This is a genomic window from Herbaspirillum rhizosphaerae (genome assembly GCF_001189965.1).
GTDB lineage: Bacteria > Pseudomonadota > Gammaproteobacteria > Burkholderiales > Burkholderiaceae_D > Herbaspirillum > Herbaspirillum rhizosphaerae.
The window spans coordinates 219,712-237,610 of the sequence record NZ_LFLU01000001.1 but is presented as its reverse complement, the minus strand read 5'-3'; the positions used below and the strand labels follow the sequence as shown (position 1 = coordinate 237,610).

The following is a 17,899-nucleotide window of genomic DNA, read 5'->3' as shown; positions in this document are numbered from 1 at the left end:
TTTTAAATGTAACAGCTTGTAAAGAATTTCTTACAAAATGCTGATTTTTATGAAATTGGAACCGGTATGTTGTACTTATGCAGCAAAAACCGGGATCGACGAAAGCAAGTGACCGGCAAAACAAAAGCGGCGCATTCCTTTCGAAATGCGCCGCCTTGGTTACCGACTTTACTAATTACTGAATTGCCCTGCCGATCAGTTCAGATCAACGCTCCGACATCGCATCCATGACGCACAGAGCGGTCATGTTGACGATACGGCGCACCGTTGCCGATGCGGTCAGGATGTGCACCGGCTTAGCGCAACCCAGCAGGATAGGACCGATTGCCACGCCGTTGCCGGACGCTGTCTTCAACAGGTTGTAGGCGATGTTGGCGGCGTCGATATTCGGCATCACCAGCAGGTTGGCGTCGCCCTTCAGCGGCGAATCCGGCATGACTTGCGCCAGCAGCTTCTGGTCGAGCGCGGTGTCACCGTGCATTTCGCCGTCGGCTTCCAGTTCCGGAGCCTGCTCCTGGATCAGCTTCAGGGCCGTACGCATCTTGATGGCCGATTCGCTGTTGCTGGAACCGAAGTTCGAATGCGACAGCAGCGCAGCACGTGGATGCAGGCCGAAACGGCGCATTTCTTCCGCCGCCATGATGGTGATTTCCGCCAGCTGTTCTGCTGTCGGGTTTTCATTGACGTGCGTGTCGACCAGCACCAGCTGGCGGCTCGGCAGGATGACGCCGTTCATGGCGGCATAGACGTTGACGCCTTCGCGCTTGCCCAGCACCTGATCGATGTAGTGCAAGTGCAGCTGGGTGGTGCCGTAGGTGCCGCAGATCATGCCGTCGGCATGACCCTTGTGGATCGCCATCGAACCGATCAGCGTGTGGCGGCGGCGCATTTCCAGCTTCGCGTATTGCTCGGTGACGCCACGGCGCTTGGTCATTTCCAAGAAAGTCTGCCAGTAGTCGCGATAGCGCTCGTCGAAGTTCGGGTTGATGACTTCGAAGTCGACGTTCGGACGCAGGCGCAGGCCGAATTTCTTGATGCGCTGTTCCAGCACTTCCGGACGGCCGACCAGGATCGGCTTGGCCAGGCATTCGTCGACGATGACTTGCACCGCGCGCAGGATGCGCTCTTCTTCGCCTTCGGCAAAGACGATGCGCTTCTTGGCTTCCGGCGCCTTCTTGGCGGCCTGGAAGATAGGACGCATGAAAGTGCCGCTGTGGTAGACGAACTGCTCCAGCTTTTCCGCGTAGGCGTTCATGTCCTGAATCGGACGCGCCGCCACGCCGGAAGTCTCGGCCGCACGCGCCACCGCCGTCGCGATCTTGATCATCAGGCGCGGATCGAACGGCTTCGGAATGATGTATTCAGGACCGAACGACAGATTGGTCACGCCGTAGGTCGCCGCCACGATGTCGGATTGCTCGGCTTGCGCCAGTTCAGCAATCGCGTGCACGGCGGCGATTTCCATTTCGCGCGTGATGGTGGTCGCGCCGGAATCCAGCGCGCCGCGGAAGATGTACGGGAAGCACAGGACATTGTTGACCTGGTTCGGGTAGTCGGAACGGCCGGTGGCGATGATGGCGTCGTCGCGCACTGCCATGACGTCTTCCGGCAGGATTTCCGGTGTCGGGTTGGCCAGCGCCAGCACCAGCGGACGCGGCGCCATCTTCTTGACCATGTCTTGCTTCAACACGCCGCCGGCCGACACGCCCAGGAAAATGTCGGCGTCAGGGATGACGTCGGCCAGGGTGCGCGCGTCGGTTTCGCGAGCGAAGCGTTCCTTGTCCGGATCCATCAGTTCGGTGCGGCCCTTGTAGACCACGCCGGCCAGGTCGGTGACGTAAATGTTTTCGATCGGGAAGCCGAGATCGACGATCAGGTCCAGGCAAGCCAGCGCTGCAGCGCCTGCGCCGGAAACCACCAGCTTCACTTCCTTGAGGCTCTTGCCGACGACCTTCAGGCCGTTCAGGATCGCTGCGCCGACGATGATCGCGGTGCCGTGCTGATCGTCATGGAAGACCGGGATCTTCATGCGGTCGCGCAGTTTGCGTTCGATGTAGAAACACTCCGGCGCCTTGATGTCTTCCAGGTTGATGCCGCCGAAAGTCGGTTCCAGCGAGGCGATGATGTCGCACAGCTTGTCCGGGTCGGTTTCGTTGATTTCGATGTCGAAGACGTCGATGCCGGCGAACTTCTTGAACAGCACGCCCTTGCCTTCCATCACCGGCTTGGAAGCCAGCGGGCCGATGTTGCCCAGGCCGAGCACGGCGGTGCCGTTACTGATGACGGCGACCAGGTTGCCGCGCGCGGTGTACTTGAATGCGTTGGCGGGATCTGCAACGATTTCTTCGCAGGCTGCAGCGACGCCCGGAGAGTACGCCAGAGACAGGTCTCGTTGATTGGTTAATAGCTTGGTGGGCGTGACGCTGATCTTGCCCGGCGTTGGAAATTCATGGTACTCCAGCGCTGCCTGGCGAAGTTGCTGACGCAATTCTTCTTTTTTACTGATCATCGAATCCATACTCTGCGTTCTCTTTTCTAGACTTGTCGAAGACCTGCGATTTTAGCAGAGGTCGGCCCGCTCTCATAGGGTGGATACTACTGATCTATGGCGCAGCGCAGCATTCCGAGACCCAATACTGGTGCGGCTTCGGGCGCAAGTTGGTGCGCCCGGTTTCATCGGCAAAACGGAGCCGCCAAAGGTCATACCAATCAATACTTCGAAGAATTACCCGCATAAATTACCGGGAGTTGATGACGTATTCGTTACAATCACGCCCATGCTCTCCGAATTTGAACTCATCTCCCGTTATTTCACGCGCCCGTCTGCACCCGGCAGCCGCGCTGCGCTCGGCGTCGGCGACGACTGCGCCTTGCTCACGCCTGCGCCGGGCATGCAACTGGCGATATCGACCGACATGCTGGTCGAGGGCCGCCACTTCTTTCCGCATGCCGATCCTTATGCGCTCGGACATAAATGCCTGGCCGTCAACCTGTCGGACTTGGCAGCCATGGGCGCACAGCCGATCGCGTTCACGCTGGCGTTCGCGCTGCCGGAAGCGCGCGAAGACTGGCTTGAGCCGTTCTCGCGCGGTCTGCTGAAACTCGCCGATGAGCACGCTTGCGAGCTCATCGGCGGCGATACCACCAAGGGACCGCTCAACATCAGCATCACCGTGTTCGGAGAAATCCCCTTCACGCAAGCCTTGCGCCGTGATGCGGCAAAAGACGGCGACGACATCTGGATCTCCGGCACGCTGGGCGATGCACGACTGGCGCTGGCCGCCTATCGCCGTGAACTCTCCCTGGACACGCAAGCGCACCACATTGCAGCACAACGCATGCACCAACCGACGCCGCGCGTGGTGCTCGGCATGGCGCTGCGCAGCATTGCCCATGCCGCCATCGATATTTCGGATGGCCTTGCCGGCGACCTCGGCCATATCCTGGAGCGCTCCCGCGTCGGCGCACGCCTCGACGCAGACGCCTTGCCGCCCGGCGCGATCCTGAAGCAGCAAGCGCAAGACCTGCGCCGCCGTTTCACGCTATCCGGCGGCGACGACTACGAACTCTGCTTTACCGCACCGCAAAGCCGCCGCGAACAAGTCCTCGCCGCTGCCGAGCAAACCGGCACCGAAGTCACCCGCGTCGGCGTCATCGAATCCATGCCGGGCCTACGCCTGGTGGATGGCGGCGGCGAGCCGCTGGATCTCGCCTTGACCTCTTTCGACCATTTCACCTCATGACAACAACAATAGAACCGGGCCGCAAGGCGCAACTTAACAAATCGGTGCGGCCGACTGCGCGCTTCATGCTCGCGCATCCGACCCACTTGCTCGCGCAAGGTTTCGGCAGCGGCCTGTCGCCGATCATGCCCGGCACCTCCGGCACCTTGTTCGCGTGGCTGGCTTATGCCGTGCTGACCGTGCGCTGGCCGGCCGTCTTTACGCCGCTGGCCTGGCTGATCATCATCGGCGCGGGATTTTTCGTCGGCGTCTGGGCTTGTCATCGCACCGGCCGCGATCTGGGTGCACCGGATCACGGCAGCATGGTGTGGGATGAAATCATCGCGTTCTGGCTGGTCCTGGTGCTGCTGACGCCGGCCGATCTGGCGACGCAATGCTGGGCGTTTGTCTGGTTCCGTTTTTTCGACATGGTCAAGCCGCCGCCGATTGCTTATTTCGATCGCCGCTTCAAGGGCGGCTTCGGCGTGATGTGGGACGATATCGTCGCAGCCTTTTACACTTTGTTGGTATTCGCCTTCTGGCGCTCTATGTAAATCGCCCGCAACAAGAGTATGCTTGCCACATGAGAGCCGCCTCTCATCACACGTTGACCACCACCCGCCAACAACGAAGGATGACATCAACATGGACACCTCGACAGACCTCGCCGCACGCGTCGGCCAAGCGCTCAAAGCCAGGAAGTTGTTGCTCTCGACCGCCGAGTCCTGCACCGGCGGCGGCGTAGCGCAAGCCATTACGGAAATCGCCGGATCGTCGGAATGGTTCGACTGCGGTTTCGTGACCTATTCCAACGTATCGAAAAACGAATTGCTGGATATTTCGGAAGCCTTGATCGCGCAGCACGGCGCCGTCAGCGAAGAAATCGCCGCCGCCATGGCCGAAGGCGCCATCGCCAACAGCAGCTCCGATGTCGCCGTCTCCACCACCGGCATCGCCGGCCCCGGCGGCGCGGTGCCCGGCAAGCCCGTGGGCACGGTCTGCTTCGGCTGGAAAGTCGGCGACCAGACTTTCACCGAGCGCCTGGTGTTCGCCGGCGACCGCCAGGCCGTGCGCGAACAGGCGGTTGTGCACTCGCTGCAAGGCTTGCTGCGCATGCTGACCTGAGTCGCGACACCGACACAGAAGCCGGATACAAAAAGAGCCGCAGCGATCGGATCGCAGCGGCTCTTTTTACGTCTTGATACGCTTACCGGTTTACTAGAACTCAACGATATTGATTGATCGCATCACGCGTTTCCAGCGCCACCCGGCGTGCCGCTGCGGCGTAGTCTTCGTCGCCTTCCGGCTTGGCGTACAGGATCGCGCGCGACGAATTGATCATCATTCCCGCACCGCCCGCGGTCTTGCCGGACTTGACGGTCGCCGCCACGTCGCCGCCCTGCGCGCCGACACCCGGCACCAGCAAAGGCATGTCGCCGATGATGCTGCGCACCTGCGCCAGTTCTTCCGGGAAAGTGGCGCCGACCACCAGGCCGCACTGGCCGTTGGTGTTCCACTTGTCCGCCACCAGACGCGCCACGTGCTGATACAGCGGCACGCCGTCGACATTCAGGAATTGCAGATCGGAACCGCCGGCGTTGGAGGTGCGGCACAACACGATGGCGCCGCGGTCCTTCCATTCCAGATACGGCGCGACCGAATCGAACCCCATGTACGGGCTCACCGTCACTGCATGGGCGCCATAGCGCTCGAAGGCTTCGCGCGCATATTGCTCGGCGGTAGCCCCGATGTCGCCGCGCTTGGCGTCCAGCACGATGGGAATATGCGGATAACGGCTGCGGATGTAGCTGCAGATTTCTTCCAATTGGTCTTCGGCGCGCAAGGCCGCGAAGTAGGCGATCTGCGGCTTGAACGAGCACGCCGCGTCGGCGGTGGCGTCGATGATGCCCTTGCAGAACGCCAGAATCGCATCCGGCTGGTTCTTCCATTGCGCCGGGAATTTGGCGATATCCGGGTCCAGGCCGACGCACAGCAGAGAATTGTTGGCCTTCCACGCAGCGGATAATTTGTCGATAAATGTCACGGTAAACCTTAGAGCTTGAATAGGCAAAGATGCGACATTGTAACGCGGCCGCACCGGAAACCCGGTATTCGGGGCGTCGCTGGGTGCAATTTCGCCGCGATTTCACCGCAATGCTTGACGCCCATCCAAGGACTGATCACAGTAGCGAATGTGTTAATTTTCGAGAGAAATACAATGAAAAAATGGTTCGCATGGCTGGCAATCGCCGCTTCCGTCTTGACCCTGAGCAGCTGCGGCTACAACGACTTCCAGGCCAAGGATGAAGCCACCAAGGCCGCCTGGGGTGAAGTCGTCAACCAATACCAGCGCCGCGCCGACCTGATTCCCAATCTCGTCAATACCGTCAAGGGTTATGCCGCGCACGAGAAAGACACGCTGGAAGCCGTGACCCAGGCGCGCGCCGCCGCCACCAGCTTCCAGATCACGCCGGAAGTGCTGAACAATCCTGAAGCCTTCAACAAATTCCAGCAGGTGCAGGGCCAGTTGTCGTCCGCCTTGTCGCGCCTGATGGCGGTGTCGGAAAACTATCCGCAACTCAAGGCCGACACCAGCTTCCGCGATCTGCAATCGCAACTGGAAGGCACCGAAAACCGCATCACCGTAGCCCGTCAGCGCTACATCGCTTCGGTGCAGGAGTACAACGTGCTGGCGCGCAGCTTCCCGACCAACATCACCGCCAAGCTTTTCAGCTATGCGGTCAAGCCGTCCTTCACGGTTGAGAACGAAAAGGCGATCTCCACCGCGCCTGCCGTCAACTTCGGCAAGTAAGCCGGTAAGTTTCCCTATGCCGTTTTTTCGCGCCCTTCCCGCGTTCTTCCTGAGCATCCTGCTCGCCAGCTTCCTGCAACCGGCCGGCGCGCAGGATTTCGTCGCCGTCCCGGCGCTGAGCTCGCACGTGATCGATCAGGCGCACATGCTGCAGGAGCAGCAACGCAGCGCTCTGGATCAGGTGCTCGCCGAATATGAAACACGCACCGGCAGCCAGATCGCCGTCCTGCTGATTTCCAGCACCGCGCCGGAAGCCATTGAGCAATACGGCATCCGCGTCGCCGATGCCTGGAAGCTCGGCCGCAAAGGCATCGACGACGGCGTCATCCTGATCGTTGCCAAAGACAACAGCAAGGCGCTGCGCCGCCTGCGCATCGAAGCCGGACGCGGCGTGCAGGGCAGCCTGACGGATGCAAAATCGAAACGCATACTGGAAGACGTCATCGCCCCGCACTTCCGCCAGAACGACTACTACGGCGGCCTCGCCGCGGGCGTTTCTGCGCTGACCAGCCTGCTGGACGAAGAACATCTGCCGGCGGCAGAAAAAGCCAGGCAGGCTGCCGCGCAAGAGGATGACGGCTGGATTGAGCTGATTGCCGTAGTCGTATTCCTGGCGATCTTTTTCGGCGTCATCATGTTTGCACGCCGCCGTCCCCGCAACAACCTCAACAGCAACGACTGGGGCCACACCGCAGGCGTCATCATCGGCAGCATCCTGAGCGATGCCGTTCAGAGCCGTGGCGGCCGCAGCGGCGGTTTCAGCAGCGGCGGCGGTTTTGGCGGCGGATCAGGCTCGGGCGGTGGATTTTCGGGCGGCGGTGGCAGCTTTGACGGCGGCGGCGCCTCGGGAGACTGGTAATGGCTCAATTCAATCGCCTGCTCAGGCATCTCTTCGGCACACGCAGCCAGGCGCGCAAGCTGTTTCCCCGCGCCACCCTGCAGGCCGTGCAAGCGGGCATCGCCGCCGGCGAAAAACAGCACCGCGCAGAAATCCGCTGCATCGTCGAGGCCGCCCTGCCGCTGAGCGCCGTGTTGCGCGGCGAATCGTCGCGCGCCCGTGCGCACGAACTGTTTTCACACTATCGGATATGGGATACGGAAGAGAACTGCGGCATCCTGATCTACATCAATGTCGCCGATCACAAGGTCGAGATCCTGCCTGACCGGACCGTCGACAAAGTGCTCAAACGCGACGACTGGCACGCCGTGTGCCAGACCATGACGCGCGGCTTTGCGGGGAAGAAATATCACGACAGCCTGCTGCAGGCATTGACGCAGCTCAACGCCTTGCTTGCCGAGCATTTCCCCGATCAGGACAAGCACAGGAACCAGCTGTCCGACCGCCCGCTGATGCTCTGACCGAAAAAAACCGCCCTCTTCCATCGCGAATGAGGGCGGTCATATCAAGGTGCATCAAGCACTAAGCACCGCGCTAGCCTTTCTCAAACACCCACTGCAACAGCGCATCCTGTGCGGCCTGGCCGAACGGTGCATTGGGATGATTGATCAGGCATACCACGACATACATCTTTCCCGACTCGGCCTGCACGAAACCGGCGACCGAACGCACATCGTTGAGCGAACCGGTCTTGATATGCGCCTGCCCCGCCACGCCTTCACTGCGCAGGCGCTTGCGCATGGTGCCGTCATAGCCGACCAGCGGCATGGACGCGATGTATTCCGGCATCACCGGCGAGTGATACGCCGCCACCAGCACCTGCCCCAGCGTGTTCGGCGCGACCCGCTCATTGCGCGACAAGCCGGCGCCGTTTTCGATCACCAGTTCATCGGCGCCGATGCCTTTGCCGGACAGCCAGCTGCGGATCGCGCGCGCGCCACGCTCGGTGCTGCCGGGCGCTTGCGACGCCTGTGCACCGATGGTCAGCAAGAGCTGGCGCGCCATCACGTTGTTGCTGTATTTGTTGATATCGCGAATGACTTCCGGCACCGCCGGCGATTGCCATTCCGCGAACAGACGCGCAACCGGCGCCACGTTGCCCGGCACCACCCTGCCGGAAATGGTGCCGCCCAGTTCGCTCCACATCTGGCGCAGCACGCCGCCGAAATACTGGGTCGAATTCATCCGGTAAGGATGGATGTACCAGACCTTTTCTCCGCAAGCTGCAGGATAGCTGCCATTGAACCCCGCCGCACTGACGCCGACGTCGGCTTGCAGCTTGCCTTGCCAGTCGCCGCAGATTGCTTCCTTCGACAGCCGCGGCGCCGCCAGGGTATAGCCGGCCAGCGGCGGCTCCATGGTCACGCTGACTTGCCCCGTGACTTCATCCGGCAGAAAGCGCAAGGCGATGGTTTTGTAATTCAGCAGCAAGGCGTCGGGGCCGACGTTGTACGGCTTTTGCGGATCGCCGTCGAACTGCGCGGGGTCGTAGACGTTGTCTTCAAACACGCTGCGATCCAGCACCACGTTGCCGCGGATATCGCGCACGCCCTTGGCGCGGATCTGGCGCAGGAACATCCAGAAGTTTTCCATCACCAGCTTGGGGTCACCGCTGCCTTTGATGCTGAGGTCGCCGTTCAGCACGCCGCCGTTGAGCACGCCCTCGACATAGGCTTGCGTCTTCCAGTTGAAGGTCGGCCCCAGCAGCTCCAGCGCAGCGTCGGTCGTGATCAGCTTCATTACCGAGGCCGGATTGAACGGCGCCGCTGCGTTGTAGGCCAGCATCGGACGTGCAGCATCGACTTCCTGCACGAAGACGCCGACATTTTTTGCGGGGATTTTGGCCTGCCTGAGCGCCGCGTTCATGACCGGCGGCAGTTCCTGGGCGGTCGCCGCAGAGATCGTTGCCACGCTGCAAACAGCGGAAAGAGAAGCAGTGATGAGGAATGCGAAAGACCGGAATTCTTTAAAAATCTGCATAACGCGCCAATCAGAGAGGAATCGGCATTATAAGTCTGTCCATGCGGGTATTGATGGCTACATTCTGCCGCCCCATTCTGGTGAATCGCCGACTTATGTTGTAACCTAGCTATATTGGTTCAACGCAAGTTACGTGACAGCTTCATTATTTGTTACGCCGTGGCACTGCCGCAGTTTGTCCTTTGATTCCTTTATTGCCGCCGAACATCCTTGCTTACCATGCCCTCACCCAAACCCCGTTCCCGAAGCGGCAGATCGCGTGCGCGAACGGCATCGTTCTTTTCGTTCAAGCGGGCGCAACGCGCTTTCGGCGATTCGCCTTCGCCGGAAGAACTGATCGGCAAAGGCGTGCGCTTCGTCAAACGCATCTACATTCTGCGCGTCATCGGCTTGTCGATAGGCTTCTTCTGCGTTGCCGCAGGCTTCCTGCAAAATCCGGTCGGATGGCCGCTGTGGGCGCTGCTGATTTTTCACGGCTATATCTGGCCGCACGTGGCTTATCGCGTGGCGCTCAACAGCAAGATCCCTTATCGCACAGAACGCATGAACCTGGTCGCCGATACCGGATTCGGCGGCTTCTGGATCATCGCCATGCAGGGTAATCTGGTGCCGAGCGCGGTCATCCTCGCCATGCTGTCGATGGACAATATCGCCGCAGGCGGCACCAAGCTGTTTCTGCGCGGCTTGCTCGGCAGCGTGTTCGGCGCGTTGATTGGCCTGCTGCTGCTCGAGTTCCGGTTTGCGCCGGAGTCCGACCTCTACACCGTTGTGGCCTGCCTGCCGATGCTGGCGCTCTATCCGCTGGCATTGGGAAAATCGACCTACGACATGTCGAAAAAACTGGCGGAGCGTTCGCGCGAGTTTGAAACCGTCAGCCAGCAAGACGGTCTCACCGGCCTGCTCAACCGGCGCTACTGGGAATCCTTGCTGATGGAAGAATTCGAGGCCTGCCACGGGAAGAAGCGCAGCTCATGCCTGCTGCTGCTCGATATCGATCACTTCAAGAACATCAACGATACCCACGGCCATCTGGTCGGCGATGAAGTACTGAAGAATTTTGCGCAGCTGCTGAAAGAAAACCTGCGCGCAGATGATCTCATCGGCCGCTACGGCGGCGAAGAATTCGTGGTCATCCTGCAGGACATCAGCTTGCGCGAAGCGGAAGTGCTCGCGGCCCGCCTGATCGAGCAGGTGCGCCGGCATCGCAGCGCGGAAAACATGTTGTGGGGTTGCACCATCAGCGCCGGACTGGTGAGTTTTCACAGCGATATGGAAGCCCATTATTCGTGGCTGCAACGCGCCGACCATGCGATGTATCAGGCCAAGGATCGCGGACGCGATTGCCTGGTGGTGGAAGGACATTGATCCGTGCGCCCGTCCCAGACACAGGGAAGCTTTACCCAAATAAAAAGGCCGCCGCGTCATCTTAGGGAAGACGCAACGGCCTCGGCAATCAAAGGTGGAACGCCCGACGAGTCAATGGAGTCGATTTATGCAAATGCGCACTCCCTCCGGCGTTCCAGCCACCGCCGCAGATCGGAGTTTGATCCGCAGCGAACGAGCAAGAAAGCTCGTTAAATTAGCACTGGCAGTACCTCCAGCACTAAAAGCGCAATCAGTGCCCCACCCAGGGCACCGATTCCACGCAATACCGTCCTCACAAATTTCGACGCTACCGGCACTTCGCCAAACAACACCAACCCGGCAAACGCCATCGGCAAAAAGAACATGAGATTATTCGTGACGATATTCGGCATGATTTTTGTCTCCTACATGTTTTCTTTATGATTTGAGTATAGGCCGCCAACTACATAAAACAAGGACAGTTTCGAGGCGGCATGTGCCGCAGTGCACAACCGGCGCGCCATCTGAACCGGTTCCTGAATCGATTCGCCATATGTAATTGTTGTTAAATGGCCTTGACCATGCCGAAAGCCCGGGGTTAGAATCCGCCCGTTCTTATTTTATGGAGTCCCTTTCATGGGCACTTGTTCGAGTGATAGTTGTTGCCGGGAAATGTCCCGGCTCGCCTCGGCAAGATAACGCAGGACTTCTCCCTGCCGTCATCTTGCATGAGCAGATGATGGCATTCGGCATCCGCCGCTTCAGGCGCATGTCCTTACCACCAGACAACACAGACTGACGCGCCTCCTTGCGGGCGCGGCAATTGGCGTTTGCGCCGTTGCCGATCCCGTGGCGCAGCGCTTTTCCGGCAGTGCGTGTTTTTTCAACACCACACCTACCGGGAAGAATCCGTTCATGGCCGACCGTCACTGGTATGGTGTGGACGGTCCATGCCGTCAGCAGAACAGATGTCGACGAAAGCGGCTTCGCAACCTTAACCTGCGGAGTCCTTATGCCCCCTCTACTTCCGAATTAATGGCGTCTCTGCCATCGCTGTCATCGATATGTCAGGAGGATTCGTTACAGTTTGACGCTTTCTCATTTTTCCCCTTCGATGACTGCACGAACCGGACTGCCGCGCGCTGTCCGGCCCAGTACTGCAAACTGTTGCAAAGAAAAAGAGCTTCATCATGAATCTGGATCTGTTGAAAGAAACCTTCGCTAGCTTCATCCGTGCACGCGGCATGGATCGCCATTTCCGCCGTCTCGGCGTGGACATGTTCCGCAGCTCGCCGACCACCAAGGAAGTCCCCCAAACCGTGGCGCAAAGCCTGGTGAGCGCCTCCCAAACCGAGCTGTCCGAACTGCTGAAAAGCCTGGGCTCCCGCACCGACGGCCTGACCGAGCAGGAAGCCGACGCCATCCGCGCCGAAGTCGGCCCGAATGAAGTCGAACACGAAAAACCGCTGACCTGGTGGGTCCATCTGTGGCACTGCTACAAGAACCCGTTCAACCTGCTGCTGACCGTGCTCGCCGCCGTGTCGTACTACACCGAAGACATGAAGGCCGCCATCGTGATCGGCACCATGGTCGTCGTGTCGACGCTGATGCGCTTCGTGCAGGAGTCGCGTTCCAACACGGCCGCCGACAAGCTCAAGGAAATGGTCAGCAACACCGCGACCGTGATCCGCCACGACATCGTCGCCGACATCGCCGAAGAAGCGCAGCGCTACTTCGACGTCACGCTGCATCCCAAGGGCGCCAAGCGCATTGAGCTGCCGATCAAGAAACTGGTCCCGGGCGACATCGTGCAACTGTCCGCCGGCGACATGATTCCGGCCGACCTGCGCCTGCTGTCGGCCAAGGACTTGTTCATCAGCCAGGCCGCCATGACCGGCGAATCGCTACCGGTGGAAAAGTTCGCCGAGCATCGCGGCGTCGACGCCAGCAACCCGCTGGAACTCGACAACCTCTGCTTCATGGGCACCAACGTGGTCAGCGGCTCGGCCACTGCCGTGGTCCTGACCACCGGCAAGCGCACCTACTTCGGCGCGCTGGCTGAGCGCGTCACCGCCACCGACCGTACACCGACGGCATTCCAGTCCGGCGTGAACAAGGTCAGCTGGCTGCTGATCCGCTTCATGCTGGTGATGACGCCGATCGTGTTCTTCATCAACGGTTTCACCAAGGGCGACTGGGTCGAAGCCTTCCTGTTCGGCCTGTCGATCGCGGTCGGCCTGACGCCGGAAATGCTGCCGATGATCGTCACCTCGACGCTGGCCAAGGGCGCGGTCGCCTTGTCGCGCAAGAAGGTCATCGTCAAGCGTCTGGACGCGATCCAGAACTTCGGCGCGATGGACGTGCTGTGCACCGACAAGACCGGCACGCTGACGCAGGACAAGATTTTCCTGGAACGCCACACCGGCATCCTCGGCGAGCCCAACGACGAAGTGCTGCAATACGCCTACCTGAACAGCTTCTACCAGACCGGCCTGAAGAACCTGCTCGACGTCGCCGTGCTGGAACACGCCGAACTGCAACGCGAAATGGCGATCGCCTCGGCTTACCGCAAGGTCGATGAAATCCCGTTCGACTTCCAGCGCCGCCGCATGTCGGTGGTGGTCAGCGAACGCGAAGATCACCATGAACTGATCTGCAAAGGCGCGGTAGAAGAGATCGTCTCGATCTGTACCCATGCACGCAACAACGGCGAGATCGTGCCGTTCACGCCGGAACTGCTGGCGGAGATCAAGGAAACCACCGCCAGCCTGAATTCCGAAGGCCTGCGCGTAGTGGCCGTGGCCGCCAAGGACCTGCCGCCGACCAAGGAAACCTACAGCGTCGCCGATGAATCGGATCTGGTGCTGATCGGTTATATCGCTTTCCTCGATCCGCCGAAGGAATCGACCGAGCCTGCGCTGGCCGCACTGCGCGCGCACGGCGTCACCGTCAAGATCCTGACCGGCGACAATGAACTCGTCACCGCCAAGATCTGCCGCGAAGTCGGCCTCGAGGTCGAAGGCATGCTGCTCGGTTCGCACGTGGAAAAGATGAGCGACGAAGAGTTGTCCGTCGCCGTCGAGAAGACCACCGTCTTCGCCAAGCTCAGCCCGACTCACAAGGAACGCATCGTGCGCGTGCTGCACGACAAGGGCCACGTGGTCGGTTTCATGGGCGACGGCATCAACGATGCGCCGGCATTGCGCGCGGCCGACATCGGCATCTCGGTCGATACCGCAGTCGACATCGCCAAGGAAGCCGCCGATCTGATCCTGCTGGAAAAGAGCCTGATGGTGCTGGAAGAAGGCGTGCTGGAAGGCCGCAAAACCTTCGCCAACATGCTCAAGTACATCAAGATGACGGCCAGCTCCAACTTCGGCAACGTCTTCTCGGTGCTGGTGGCGAGCGCCTTCCTGCCCTTCCTGCCGATGCTGCCTTTGCATCTGCTGGTGCAAAACCTGCTGTACGACGTGTCGCAGATCTCGATCCCGTTCGACAACGTCGACAAGGAATTCCTCGAGAAGCCGCAACGCTGGAACCCGGGCGAAATCGGCCGCTTCATGGTGTTCTTCGGTCCGATCAGCTCGATCTTCGACATCAGCACCTTTGCCCTGATGTGGTACGTGTTCGGCGCCAATTCGCCGGATCATCAAACCCTGTTCCAATCGGGCTGGTTCATCGAAGGCCTGCTGTCGCAAACGCTGATCGTGCACATGATCCGCACCAAGCGCATCCCGTTCATCCAGAGCCGCGCCTCGTGGCCGCTGATGGGCATGACGCTGATCATCATGTGTATCGGCATCATCCTGCCGATGTCGCCGCTGGCCAGCTACTTCAAGCTGCAGGCCCTGCCGCTGAGCTACTTCCCGTGGCTGCTGGCGATCCTGATCGCTTACGGTGCGCTGATCCAGCTGATGAAGAAGTGGTACACCAACCGCTACGGCTGGCAATAAACAGCTGAGAAGCTGAGTACGTAAAAAAGGGATGTGTGCAAACACATCCCTTTTTATTTTGTCCGCGTTGCTTTGCTCGCGCCAGCCAGCGGCAACGCGTTCCGTCAACCGGTCAGACTGGCCGCGATATTGATGGACAGCCCCAGAATCGCCGCATTGAAGAGAAAGCCGATCACCGAATGCGCCAGCACGGTCTTGCGCAAGGCGCGCGTGCCCACGCAAACGTCCGAGGTCTGCACCGCGACGCTGATGGTGAACGAGAAGTAGAGAAAGTCCCAGTAGTCTGGATTTTTTTCGCCGTCGGCAAAGCGCAACGGCGGTTCGGCATCGTCGTCTTCCCCATAGAACAAACGCGCGTAGTGCAAGGTGAAGATGGTGCCGATCAGAAACCAGGATCCGAGCACGGTGCCGCCGGTAAAGGCGTAGCGCAGCAGCTTGTGCTCGCCCAGATGCGATGCGCCGGCCAGCTCGACGATGATGGCGGCGAGGCTGGCAATGGCCGCCACGCACACCATGACCAGCACCAGCTGCGCGCTTTCATCTTCCGTCTCCGCCAGACGTTTGACGTCCGCGGCTTTGGCGCCGAGCATCATGAACCAGATCGACAGCAGATAACACAGGACGCCGGCGTTCCAGCCGAACAGCAGGCGCGTGGTGGTCTCGCCCGCAGGCCACAACAGGAAACCCAGTACGCCGATGACGACGGCGACCAGCAAACGGGGATGAACCTGGACGATATGACGGGCAACGGACATGGCGGGAAGGCGTAGTTGAGTTGGCCTCACCTTATCATGACTGCGAGGTGTACTTCTTACGAACACAGCGCCTTACCCTCAAATGCCGCTCAATTCAAAACCCTTCGCATCAATTGCCGTCGTCCCGGCGAACGCTGGGATCCAGCGTCGTGGCTACGGTCGACACGACGCTGGGTCCTGACTTGCGTCAGGACGACAGAGAGGACGAATCAAGAGGTTGCTATCTTATCTTTTCGGCGCGATACCTTCGGCCACCTGCTGCGCTTCTTCAAACGACTTGAAGCCGGTGATGGCGAAACGATTGCCGCTGAGCGGCGCCGATACCACCGGCGCCGTCAGCACCTCGCCGTTGATCATCACCGCCATGCGCTGCCGCAGCAAAACGCGCGATGCCGCGCCCATGCGGATGGTGCCGGCCGGCGTCATCTGGATGATGATCAGCACCTGGCCGCCGAGATCTTTCCTGGCATTGGCCAGCGCCACGTCGGAATTGTCCAGCAGCACTTCCGGCGCGACATAGACCGTGGTGCCGGGATCGTCGAGCAAGTTGGCTTTTTGCCAATCCGGACTTTCCGCCAGACTGGCGGCGTGGATTTCAAACCGGGTCGATTGCGAATAGCCTGTGGCGCAGGCCGCAAGGCCGGTGCACAGGATGGAGGCGGCAGCGATCTTTTTCACATGAGAAACAAACGCCATCAGAACTCATGCTCCTTCAAGGCGCGCTCGGCGCGTTGTCTGGCATTGTCCAGCGCTTCCTGCAAGGAGCCGAACAAGCCGGCAGGGATATAGGTTTCGGCGATTTCCGGCTCGCGCGTCAGGCGTACGAAAACTTGTGCTTCAAACACATCTTCTTCTTTTTTCACGGCGTCGAAACGTGCAATATGGGTGCCGCTTTGTAGGACTTGCTCCGTCATAAAACCTCCATCGATGTCGATACAGGGATTGGACAGAGGCATCCCGAACTGGTTCGAGACAATTCCGCAAAACAAGATGGAAGAAAAAAACTGCCGGTGAAAAGCCTCTATGCGTCGGCTTGGAAGCCGTGTGGAAAGCGCACCGTAAAGACCGTGCCGCAGTCTTCATCGCCCGACGTCAGCGTGATTTCGCCGCCGTGATCCTTGGCGATATCGCGCACGATGGCCAGGCCGAGGCCGCTGCCGGAGATCTTGTCGTTGACGCGATAAAAACGATCGAAGATCAGCTCGCGATGTTCCGGCGCGATGCCGGGACCGGAGTCTTCGACAGTCAGCAGCGTCGCATCGTCGTGCTCGCGGCAACTGACGGTCACCGTGCTCTGCGGCGGCGAATAACGCACGGCGTTATCGACCAGGTTGTCGATCAGATCGCGCAACATGAAACGGTCGCCCTTCACGCGCGCCGGCTGCAGGTCGAAGCCGAGGTCGATCTGCTTCTTGTCGGCCTGTTCGATGAAGTGCTGCACCGATTCTTCCACCAGTTTGTCGAGCGAGAGTTCTTCCAGATGAGTCGGCTTGAAGCGGCTCGGTTCGGCGCGCGCCAGCGCCAGCAACTGGTTACTCTGGCGCACCATGCGCTCCACCGACGAAGTCATCAGCTCAGTCGAATGCGCCGTTTCCGGCTCATTGGCGTGACGCTGCTGCAACCACTCCAGTTGCAGGCGCAAACCGGTCAGCGGCGTGCGGATCTGATGCGCCACATTCGCCAGGAAATTCTGCTGCGCCGTGGCGCCCTTGCGGATATTGTCGAGCAGGCTGTTGATCGCCTTGACCACCGGCGTCAGTTCTTCCGTGGTTTGCTCGACGTCGATCGGCGTCAGGTTCTCGCGATTGCGCTGGTCGAGATTCTGCTGCAATTCGCGCAGCGGATGCAGCCCCTTGTTGACCGCCACCAACACGATGACGATGGAGAAAGCGGTCAGCACGCCGTCGAGCAGCAACAGCGAAATCAGGATGACGTAGTGCGTCTGGTTGCGCTTGCGGAAGGTCTCGGCGATGCCGATGTAGATGGGGGTGCGCTCGATGCTCACGTACAGGGCGGCAATCCGGACCTGCTCGCCGTTCATGACGCCGTCGTAGGTGACCGGCTCGTTGGGTTCGGCGATCTGATTGACCGGCGGGAAATTGTGATCGCCGGCCAGCGTGTCGCCGCTGGCGTCGCGCACCACGAAATACATGGTGTCGAAATGGTCCGAGCGCAGCATCTGTTCGGCTTGCTTGGTCAGTTCCAGCGAGGTCTTGCCGCGCACGCGCTTGATCTGCGAAGTCAGCGCCCAGGCAGCGTCGGTGATGCTTTGGTCGAATGCGTCTTGCGCCGGCAGCCACGCCAGCCAGTAAGTCAGGCCGGCGCCGATCAGATTGACCGCGAGTAGCGGCGCAATCAGCCATTTCAGCAGGTTGAATTTGATGCTGTGACGCGTGACCTTGTGGGTCGGATTGGAGGCAGACGACCGGCGCATC

Annotated in this window: 16 protein-coding genes; 8 read left to right on the top strand and 8 right to left on the bottom strand. The window is 60.2% G+C overall.

Going from position 1 to position 17,899, the window contains the following annotated elements; translation table 11 throughout:
• Positions 1 to 205: 205 nt before the first annotated feature.
• Positions 206 to 2,518, bottom strand: coding sequence for an NADP-dependent malic enzyme (locus AKL25_RS01025; protein WP_050475790.1), 2,313 nt, complete (start codon positions 2,516 to 2,518; stop codon positions 206 to 208).
• 259 nt (positions 2,519 to 2,777) lie between these two features.
• Between AKL25_RS01025 and thiL the strand changes: the two genes are divergently transcribed.
• The 3 genes from thiL (at position 2,778) to AKL25_RS01010 (ending at position 4,847) form a co-directional block, all read left to right on the top strand.
• On the top strand, positions 2,778 to 3,743 hold the full coding sequence (gene thiL / locus AKL25_RS01020) for a thiamine-phosphate kinase (RefSeq protein WP_050475789.1): 966 nt from the start codon (positions 2,778 to 2,780) through the stop codon (positions 3,741 to 3,743).
• Positions 3,740 to 4,276, top strand: coding sequence for a phosphatidylglycerophosphatase A family protein (locus AKL25_RS01015; RefSeq protein WP_050475788.1), 537 nt, complete (start codon positions 3,740 to 3,742; stop codon positions 4,274 to 4,276). Before thiL ends, AKL25_RS01015 begins: the two co-directional genes overlap by 4 nt.
• Positions 4,277 to 4,367: 91 nt before the next feature.
• Complete coding sequence (locus AKL25_RS01010; protein ID WP_050475787.1) at positions 4,368 to 4,847, top strand: CinA family protein; 480 nt, start codon at positions 4,368 to 4,370, stop codon at positions 4,845 to 4,847.
• Between the two features lie 100 nt (positions 4,848 to 4,947).
• On the opposite strand, the gene pyrF is transcribed toward AKL25_RS01010, so the two are convergent.
• Entirely contained in the window at positions 4,948 to 5,766 is an 819-nt protein-coding gene (gene pyrF, locus AKL25_RS01005; RefSeq protein WP_050475786.1) for an orotidine-5'-phosphate decarboxylase, read from the bottom strand.
• A gap of 174 nt (positions 5,767 to 5,940) precedes the next feature.
• On the opposite strand from pyrF, the gene AKL25_RS01000 reads away from it, so the two are divergent.
• Genes AKL25_RS01000 through AKL25_RS00990 form a run of 3 tightly spaced genes read left to right on the top strand, consistent with a single transcriptional unit; the run spans position 5,941 to position 7,893 of the window.
• Entirely contained in the window at positions 5,941 to 6,534 is a 594-nt protein-coding gene (locus AKL25_RS01000) for a LemA family protein (RefSeq protein WP_050475785.1), read from the top strand.
• 16 nt (positions 6,535 to 6,550) lie between these two features.
• On the top strand, positions 6,551 to 7,393 hold the full coding sequence (locus tag AKL25_RS00995; protein ID WP_050475784.1) for a TPM domain-containing protein: 843 nt from the start codon (positions 6,551 to 6,553) through the stop codon (positions 7,391 to 7,393).
• On the top strand, positions 7,393 to 7,893 hold the full coding sequence (locus tag AKL25_RS00990; RefSeq protein ID WP_050475783.1) for a TPM domain-containing protein: 501 nt from the start codon (positions 7,393 to 7,395) through the stop codon (positions 7,891 to 7,893). The genes AKL25_RS00995 and AKL25_RS00990 overlap by 1 nt, the downstream gene beginning before the upstream one ends.
• A gap of 73 nt (positions 7,894 to 7,966) precedes the next feature.
• Here the strand turns inward: AKL25_RS00990 and dacB are convergent, their stop codons facing one another.
• Positions 7,967 to 9,412 (bottom strand): D-alanyl-D-alanine carboxypeptidase/D-alanyl-D-alanine endopeptidase, encoded by a 1,446-nt coding sequence (dacB, locus tag AKL25_RS00985; protein ID WP_050475782.1) that lies wholly within the window; start codon positions 9,410 to 9,412, stop codon positions 7,967 to 7,969.
• Positions 9,413 to 9,631: 219 nt separating this feature from the next.
• Between dacB and AKL25_RS00980 the strand changes: the two genes are divergently transcribed.
• Complete coding sequence (locus AKL25_RS00980) at positions 9,632 to 10,777, top strand: diguanylate cyclase (protein WP_083444521.1); 1,146 nt, start codon at positions 9,632 to 9,634, stop codon at positions 10,775 to 10,777.
• Positions 10,778 to 10,986: 209 nt separating this feature from the next.
• Here AKL25_RS00980 and AKL25_RS00975 read toward each other — a convergent pair whose 3' ends face one another.
• On the bottom strand, positions 10,987 to 11,169 hold the full coding sequence (locus tag AKL25_RS00975; protein WP_007880411.1) for a hypothetical protein: 183 nt from the start codon (positions 11,167 to 11,169) through the stop codon (positions 10,987 to 10,989).
• A 777-nt stretch (positions 11,170 to 11,946) separates the two neighbouring features.
• Between AKL25_RS00975 and mgtA the strand changes: the two genes are divergently transcribed.
• Positions 11,947 to 14,709 (top strand): magnesium-translocating P-type ATPase, encoded by a 2,763-nt coding sequence (mgtA, locus tag AKL25_RS00970; protein ID WP_050475781.1) that lies wholly within the window; start codon positions 11,947 to 11,949, stop codon positions 14,707 to 14,709.
• A gap of 104 nt (positions 14,710 to 14,813) precedes the next feature.
• Here mgtA and AKL25_RS00965 read toward each other — a convergent pair whose 3' ends face one another.
• The 4 genes from AKL25_RS00965 to AKL25_RS00950 all read right to left on the bottom strand — a co-directional run bounded on the left by AKL25_RS00965 (position 14,814) and on the right by AKL25_RS00950 (position 17,898).
• Positions 14,814 to 15,464, bottom strand: coding sequence for a DUF1345 domain-containing protein (locus AKL25_RS00965; protein ID WP_050475780.1), 651 nt, complete (start codon positions 15,462 to 15,464; stop codon positions 14,814 to 14,816).
• A gap of 225 nt (positions 15,465 to 15,689) precedes the next feature.
• Positions 15,690 to 16,160, bottom strand: coding sequence for a SecDF P1 head subdomain-containing protein (locus AKL25_RS00960; RefSeq protein WP_050475779.1), 471 nt, complete (start codon positions 16,158 to 16,160; stop codon positions 15,690 to 15,692).
• Positions 16,160 to 16,378 carry a hypothetical protein gene (locus AKL25_RS00955; protein ID WP_050475778.1) on the bottom strand — a complete coding sequence of 73 codons (219 nt, stop codon included), beginning with the start codon at positions 16,376 to 16,378 and terminating at the stop codon, positions 16,160 to 16,162. Before AKL25_RS00955 ends, AKL25_RS00960 begins: the two co-directional genes overlap by 1 nt.
• Before the next feature lie 107 nt (positions 16,379 to 16,485).
• The gene (locus tag AKL25_RS00950) at positions 16,486 to 17,898 is read right to left on the bottom strand and encodes a sensor histidine kinase (protein WP_050475777.1); all 1,413 of its coding nucleotides are present in this window, start codon (positions 17,896 to 17,898) and stop codon (positions 16,486 to 16,488) included.
• Position 17,899 lies beyond the last annotated feature (1 nt).